This window comes from uncultured Eudoraea sp. (genome assembly GCF_947258925.1).
Classification (GTDB): domain Bacteria; phylum Bacteroidota; class Bacteroidia; order Flavobacteriales; family Flavobacteriaceae; genus Eudoraea.
Map to the genome: position 1 here is coordinate 1 of NZ_CAMYKG010000038.1, position 7,779 is coordinate 7,779.

Sequence of the window (7,779 nt, forward strand, 5' to 3'; positions counted from 1 at the left end):
GATCATGGGCGCTGCCGGCCGTGATTTCCACAACTTTAATACTGTTTACAGGAACAATGAGAATTTTGAAGTGGTAGCTTTTACCGCCGCTCAGATTCCAAATATTTTAAACCGTAAATATCCAGCCTCACTGGCAGGGAAATTATATCCCGATGGCATTCCAATATATGATGAAAAAGACCTTAAAGAACTCATTGTGGATTTGAAAATCGACGATGTGGTTTTTTCCTACTCGGATGTTTCCTATAACGATCTGATGAGCAAAAGTGCACTTGTCAATACTGCCGGGGCAAATTTTGTCCTCTTAGGTAGAAAGGAAACCTCAATTAAAAGTACGAAGCCCATGATTAGTGTTGGTGCTACAAGAACCGGGTGTGGCAAAAGTCAGACCGCAAGGCGCATAATTGAAATTCTTATTGAAAATGGACTCAAAGTTGTCGCCATCCGGCACCCAATGCCCTATGGAGATCTTGAGGCACAAAGGGTGCAACGTTATGCAAACCTTGATGACTTAAAAAGATACGACTGTACTATTGAAGAAATGGAAGAGTATGAACCCCATATTGTAAGAGGAAATGTTATTTACGCCGGTGTGGATTATGAAGATATAGTAAGGGCTGCTGAAAATGATCCGGATGGTTGTGACATTATTGTATGGGATGGTGGAAACAACGATTTTCCATTCTATGTACCTGATTTACATATTGCTGTTATAAATAAGATAGACAGTGCAGAGCCCAAAGACATTGATAAACTTCGAAAAGTTATTGCTCAGGTAGTTCCTGCTGCAACTGTCATAGATGCGGCTTCACCGATAAGTGTAGCGGATCCTTCGGTTATAAGAAACAAAAAAGTACTGGTTGTCGAAGATGGACCAACATTAACACACGGGGGCATGAAACTTGGAGCCGGCACATTGGCTGCGGAAAAATTTGGAGCTTCTGAAATTGTAGATCCCAGGCCATACCTCGTAGGACAATTAAAGGATACCTTTGAGACTTATCCGGAAATTGGAAAGTTATTACCTGCAATGGGTTACGGTGATGACCAACTTAGGGATTTAGAAGTTACTATTAATAGCTGTGATTGCGATGCCATCGTCATTGGTACGCCTATTGATTTAAGCAGGGTTATCAATATTAGAAAACCAAGTACCCGGGTTTTTTATAACCTACAATCCATTGGAGAACCAAGCCTTGAAAAAGTTATAGAAGAATTTTTGGTGAAGCGAAATATTCAAATAGGCCTGGAAGAGGTGGTTCATTAAGTCGATTAATGCACTCTCCAAATTATTCTAATAAAGTAAAGAGCGGTAATACGCTCTTTACTTATTTTTGAATTTCTTTTGATTCAAATGATAAGTAAAGTTGCTGCAGTTTTGCCTCTTTTTCAGGGGTTAAGGTAAAATAAACTTGAATGACTCCATTCTCTGCTTCAATGTAATAGCTGCCGCGGAGCTGATTATACGGATGAATCTCATCTGTACTAATTACTGCACCGGCCTCTTCAAAAATTTCCTTTACTTCGGCCATTCTGTGTTCACGGGATTTATCAAGATAAAAATTTTCGGCTATGAGTTCTCTCTCTAAATCAGGATTCCATGTTTGAATGAGCTGGTTAACCTGCTGCTGCCTTTCCATTAGAATATTTGATACAGGAAGCTTGCGAGGAGTCAGTTCCAGCGTTTCAAATAGTAATTTTTCAATTTTCTTAAGCGGCCATGGGCTTGTATAGGTGAGATTCCCAAAAGCCATAATCCCAATACCGTAGGCAGGATAGAACACATAATTACTACCAAAACCAGGTAAGGCTCCACCGTGTCTTACTAATGTTAGGCCTTTGCAATTGGTATGGATTCCTAAACCGTAACCATATCCTGAAACGGATGGGCACGGATCCCCATTAAAATCTGTGGCTTCAGCGTTCAATCCGGAGTATTGAGGTGTATGCATTTCCCTAATCGAACTTCGTTTTACAGGGCCCCTATCCTCGTCACTCCTTGGCGGCCATGCAGAAAGGTGAAAACTAACATACTTACTAAAGTCTTCTATAGAAGTTATTAATCCTCCCATGGCACCGTAAGATCCGTCATGAAGCATGGGTTCCAATTTCCATTGATCATCTTCCCATCGATATCCTATGGCCAATTGCTCCTTTGGAATTTTATCGAATTCCCAATAGGTTTGCTTCATGCCAAGGGGGTGTAAGATGTTCTCATTAATATATTGTTGGTAGGGCATCCCGGAAACACGACTAATAATATTTCCTAATAGCGCATAGCCTGTATTGCTGTATTCAAATTTATAGGAGGGAGGGTTTGAAAACGAAACACCTTCCATTAGAAGATCTGTCAGCATTTCATCAGATTCATCTAACTGGCGGTCGCCCCAGGGGTTGTCTTCAGGAAATCCTGCTGTCATCGTCATCAGGTTTTCAATATCTATTACAGGAGCGTCGGCTGTGAGATATTCCAGACCTGCCATTTCCGGGATATACTGTTCGACAGGATCATTAAGGGATAACTTCCCTTCATCCCTTAATTTAATAATTGCCATAGCCGTAAAACTTTTGCTCATGGAGGCAATACGAAATGCGGATTTGGTAGTAGCCGGTATTTCCTCGTTTATGTTTAGTAATCCTGTGGCTGCGCTTACCTCCAGCTTATTATCCACAACAATTCCATAGGCCACCCCTGGTATTTTTCGCTCCAGGGCATGCGCTTCTATCATTTCATGGATCTGTGGAGCAATACTTTTTATTTTGTCTAAACGATTGTCGATTGAGAAAATTGGGGCTCGATAGGTTTTTGAGACGAGCCTGGTAGGAGTTTCAACCTTTTGCTCTGCTGTTTGCGGGGAGTTGCAAGAAATTAGGAGTGAAAGTAAAAAAAAGAGGATGTAATGCTGTTTTCTAATTGTCATTTTCTGTAGGCGTTATATCTTTTTCGTTAATATTTACCATTGGAATTCGCACTATTTCAAAAGTGGAGGAAGCCAAAACAACTTTACCGTTGGTTTTTTCAAATTCTTTACCAATCAATTCATTTAAAATATGTTTTGTAACCCTCCTTTTTTTGTAATCGACAATGTACCTAAGGTTAAACTCAACCCAATTGTCGGTCATGCTTATGGCCAGGGTAGGTTCAACCTTGGCATCTTCGATATAATATCGATCAACCACATCCTTCCATTTGGCGACGGAATTTGCCACATATTCAGACAAATTTTCAGTTGCCACTTTTATTACAAGTTCTTTTGCTAACTCAATATCTGACCCATATCTTATGGGTAAATTAAACTCATCCCAAATAAAAGGGAAGTCCATTGAATAATTATAGATGGGGCCTTTAAAAACAAAAGCATTACTCAATTTAATTATTCTTCCGCTGTAATTGTCACTGCTAACCCATTCCCCAATTTCCATCATGGTGGTATAAATACTGTCTATATCAATGACATCACCTTTAATTCCATTTATCTCTATCCTATCGCCGGGTTTGTATACTTTTACAAAGAAGATGTACAAAGACCCCGCAATGCTTAAAATTAACTCCTGGAGCGTAATTGCAACCCCTGCTGATAATAGACCTATAGCCAATGTAAAGTCCTTAATATTTCCGGTAAAATAGGAGAGTGTTAAAATTATCAGGATCAAATAACCAATTACTTCTATTCCTTTTTGGGACTTATATTTGACCTTGGTGTTTGGTAAATTTTTACGAATAAATCTTCTCAGGAATTGAATAAACGCAATTACCAATAGAACCAAAGCAATATATTTCATAAATATTGCAGAAGAAGGATGAGCTTCCAGCCATTGTTTAACAAGCTCCAAAGATTTCATAATTTTAAAATTGCTTTATTATAGCCCATTTAATAGTAATATTCTAGCAGAATTAATACATTCTCAAAAATCACTTTCGTACAAACGCAACCTGTTATGCAGTTTATTCAGTTCATTTTCTAAATTATCTATTTTTTGCAGCAAATTGCAAACAGCATCTATGCCCTCCGTATTAATATTTAATTCCTGATGGAGCCGAATAAATTTTTCAACATCTCCTATTGTATCCTGATGAAGATAAGACGTTTGCTCAAGCGTTGTAATTTTTACTAAGCCTTCCTCGTGTAATTTGGTAAAAAATGAAATTTCCACCCTATAGTGTTTACAAAGCTCACCAATTGGAATATATTCTTTTATTTTCATAGCTATCTTAGTTTTGCCAATTCCTCAAATAGTTGCTTTTCCTTAGCCGAAAGATTGGTGGGTAATTTGATTTGATAGGTTATGTACAAATCACCATATTTACCTTCTTTTTTATACACGGGAAAGCCTTTCCCTTTTAATTTTACCTGGGTCAGGTTTTTGGTCTCGGGTTTTATTTTCAGTTTTACTTTTCCATCGAAGGTATCTATAACGACTTCACCTCCTAACAGGGCTTTATACAAATCCAGTTCCACAGTGGTGTATAAATTGTCCTTATCACGTTTAAACCTGGAGTGATTAAGGATAGAAAATTTAATATGTAAATCTCCCTTGGGGCCACCTCTTATTCCTTCTCCGCCGTAACCTTTAATTTTGATAACCTGCCCGTTCTTGACCCCAGCCGGAATGGTCAATCTAATATTTTTGCCATTAACAGTAAGTGTGCGTTTATGGGTCCGATAGACATCTTTTAATTCCAGTTGTAATTCCGCATTATAGTCCTGTCCTCTGAATTGTACATTTCTACCCCGACCTCCTGCAGAACCCCCACCAAACATGGAGCTAAAGAAATCTGAAAAGTCTTCTCCCGAATACTGGCCATGGCTGCTGCGACTTCTTTGATATTGCTGTTGCTGTTGTGCTTTTTCGAATTCTTCCGCATGCTTCCAATCTTTCCCGTACTTGTCATACTTTTTGCGATTTTCCGGGTTGCTTAATACCTCATTGGCTTCATTTATTTCTTTGAATTTTCGTTCAGCCTCTTTGTCATTTGGATTCAGATCTGGATGATATTTTCTGGCCATCTTCCTATAGGCCTTTTTTATATCATTTTCCGAAGCTTTTTTATTTATTCCTAAGACTTTGTAATAATCTATATAGGTCATGCAGTTTAAGCTATTATATTTTCTAAAAGGATATCAATTCCTGTTTTATAAAATGTAATCTATTATTGTCCTGATAAACCGGAATTGATTTAAGCAAATGAGCAGATTTCCCTAACCGTTATGCCCTTTCGCAAAACCGCTATATTAAAATAATTTAGGATATGCAGCTTATATAAATTTAGTAAAAAATACATCGTAAAACCAGCAAAAAATTGGTTAATAAATATGTGCAATTGCCAGATTCAGGTGAGTTATTAGTATTGGCTTTATGTAACCATATTTACAATCCGGTAAGGACAATAAACGCAATATGGCACCGGAACTTTTAATCCTATATCTGAATTAATTCTTTTAAGATCAATTCAATTGGGATACCAATTTTTCGATTTGCTGGGGTGTGGATTATTTTGCATCCGCCTGCATACTTTTCTGAACGGAAATCATTGATTGTTGCCCAACCTTAAATAATCCCTTTTGAGGGCGGTTAAGATCTACAATAAGTGTAGTAAGGGCAGCAAATGCCAATATCATAGGCACTACAGCAATCAAACCCCTGGGTTTGGTAAATCCTGCCTTTATTCCAATTGTTATCATGGTCATAAATGAAATGGCAATAATTGTTATCCATATGCTCATGGGAATCCGGTTGCGTAACCCTGCCGTAACTCGTTTTTCATGCAGGTCAATAATGTTATTGATCGATAGTATCATCATTGACGTATTGGTATTGGGTTTAGCTAAAGCCGCCGCGGATACTTCGCGCCATAAAAGGTCATGGAGCTCAACAGATTTTATGAGTTCATTGTTAATATTAAGACTACTCACGGCCCTTAGGCGAGTGTCTACATATTCCCTCAACAATGGCTTTACCTCTTTTTGATAAATAGTATCAATGAGATCTGCCCTAAGGTAAGCAGTTCCAATTTCGTTGGCTTCTTCAAGGACGTGTTGCTTGCGCTGGTTAAAATGTCCTGTCGCAATTGAAAAAGTAAAAGCCAGCAGAAACCCCCATACTCCAATTAGTCCCCCAATCATAGGGGTAAGGGTAGCGGGTTCTACCTCTTCCTTAAATACCTTGGAATGCCTGCTAATTTGATAACCAATTTCAAAACCTATCATTAACAAAATACAAAGACCTAAGTAAACAACAGGAATGGATAAGGAATCAAAAATGGAGGTGGTCATATTTTATCTTCTGGGTTATTTAGCGTCAAAGTCATACTTACTGCTGGATTCTTCTTATAAATTCAGAGATAATATCACCGAAGGTAAAGTTGATCTAAAATAGAAATAAAAGTTAACATTGTATTTATAAAAATTGTAGACCGACCTACACCAAATTATTAGTGATAAGGTATTTAATTCTTCCCGTATATGTTTCAGTCAAAACGATGTTTTATTAATCTTATCTTTAAGGATCTTCCCGGCATCTAACCCCAGCTTTTTATAAATTTTCATGGCACTAAATTGGGGTAAATCTAATTTCTTAAGGCGTTCCTTTTTAACAAAAAAAACATCACCAGACATCGGGTTTGGGGCACCGGGGATATAAACGGAACTTAGTTCATCATCTATTTCATCCATTAAGAACCCTATTTGCCAGACCTCTTCAATATCTACAAGAACGACATCTTTAAGATCCTCTGATTCCATGCCTACTGCAGATTCGGTCATTCCTTTTAAAAGGGTATAGCCCGGGATTTTAGACAGCACTTTTGCTTCAATCCATTTCTTTAATTCGTTGGCTTTTTTTGTTTTGGCAATCAAATCCGTAATGGGTGCGACCAGTTTTCGCAAAATATCCAGGACCTTGTCAATAATTAAAATGAACAATACCAAAGGGATTACAAGAAAAAACCCTCCAATAAGGGTTGTTTTAACAAAGGATATAATACTTTTCATAGAAGTAATTTTGGAAATTATATAAAGTTTGTAATGATTAGGTCAATTTCGTAAAAATATTCCTAATGACAACTAAACCCTTGTTTATCAACTTTGTTATTCCAAATCATCATCTACAATGATCGAAACATTACCTGTTTTTTGTCCTTTTTCCACATACCTGAAGGCATCTGCAATCTCTTCCAGCGGATAAGACCTATCTATTACGGATTTAAACTTACCCTCCTCTATTAATTTTTTAACCAACTTTATGCTTCGCAGAATATTGGGGGGATACGGGAATTTTACTTTTTTTCCTTCCTTTCCGGGTATTTTGCCAAAAATGGCTGAAATAAGTGAGTAAAAAATATTTTGAGACCAGGGACCCAGTTCAGAAGAGATATAAACTCCTCCGGGTTTTAAAATAGGGCGGCATTTACCAAAAGTACTTTTTCCAACGCAGTCAAACACATGGTCGTATTTTTCGGAATCTTTGGTAAAATCTTCTTTTGTATAATCAATAACTTTATTTGCGCCCAATGATTTCACCAGACCTATATTTTTCGTATTGCAGACCGCAGTGATGTCTGCACCAAAATGCCTTAACAATTGAACCGTGGCGGTTCCTATGCCCCCAGAGGCGCCATTGATCAATACTTTTTGACCTTTTCTGAGTTCTACTTTATTAATAATATTATATGCATAATGAGCACCTTCTATACAAGCCCCGGCTTGTTGATAGTTAAAACCTTGAGGCATTGTTGATATACCCTTGCTGGCCGGGAATACCATATATTCAGCATAAGAA

The 7,779-nt window shown here is 37.7% G+C and carries 8 protein-coding genes; 1 reads left to right on the forward strand and 7 read right to left on the reverse strand.

Annotated elements, in window-relative coordinates:
- The coding region (locus tag Q0X77_RS12735) for a GTPase (RefSeq protein ID WP_366939220.1) at positions 1-1,267 on the forward strand (1,267 nt) is incomplete at its 5' end.
- A 61-nt stretch (positions 1,268-1,328) separates the two neighbouring features.
- On the opposite strand, the gene Q0X77_RS12740 is transcribed toward Q0X77_RS12735, so the two are convergent.
- The 7 genes from Q0X77_RS12740 to Q0X77_RS12770 form a co-directional block, all read right to left on the reverse strand.
- On the reverse strand, positions 1,329-2,921 hold the full coding sequence (locus tag Q0X77_RS12740; protein ID WP_297797951.1) for a serine hydrolase: 1,593 nt from the start codon (positions 2,919-2,921) through the stop codon (positions 1,329-1,331).
- Entirely contained in the window at positions 2,911-3,843 is a 933-nt protein-coding gene (locus Q0X77_RS12745) for a mechanosensitive ion channel domain-containing protein (protein WP_297707847.1), read from the reverse strand. The genes Q0X77_RS12740 and Q0X77_RS12745 overlap by 11 nt, the downstream gene beginning before the upstream one ends.
- Before the next feature lie 63 nt (positions 3,844-3,906).
- A complete protein-coding gene (locus Q0X77_RS12750; RefSeq protein WP_297707845.1) occupies positions 3,907-4,206 on the reverse strand; it encodes a chaperone modulator CbpM in 300 nt (99 codons plus the stop codon).
- Positions 4,207-4,208: 2 nt separating this feature from the next.
- Positions 4,209-5,090: a J domain-containing protein gene (locus Q0X77_RS12755; protein ID WP_297707843.1), complete on the reverse strand. Its 882-nt coding sequence runs from the start codon at positions 5,088-5,090 to the stop codon at positions 4,209-4,211.
- A gap of 402 nt (positions 5,091-5,492) precedes the next feature.
- Complete coding sequence (locus Q0X77_RS12760; protein ID WP_297707841.1) at positions 5,493-6,275, reverse strand: DUF4239 domain-containing protein; 783 nt, start codon at positions 6,273-6,275, stop codon at positions 5,493-5,495.
- Between the two features lie 198 nt (positions 6,276-6,473).
- Complete coding sequence (locus tag Q0X77_RS12765; RefSeq protein ID WP_297797953.1) at positions 6,474-6,992, reverse strand: DUF502 domain-containing protein; 519 nt, start codon at positions 6,990-6,992, stop codon at positions 6,474-6,476.
- 96 nt (positions 6,993-7,088) lie between these two features.
- A partial coding sequence (locus tag Q0X77_RS12770) for an NAD(P)-dependent alcohol dehydrogenase (RefSeq protein ID WP_297797955.1) occupies positions 7,089-7,779 on the reverse strand: 691 nt, incomplete at its 5' end.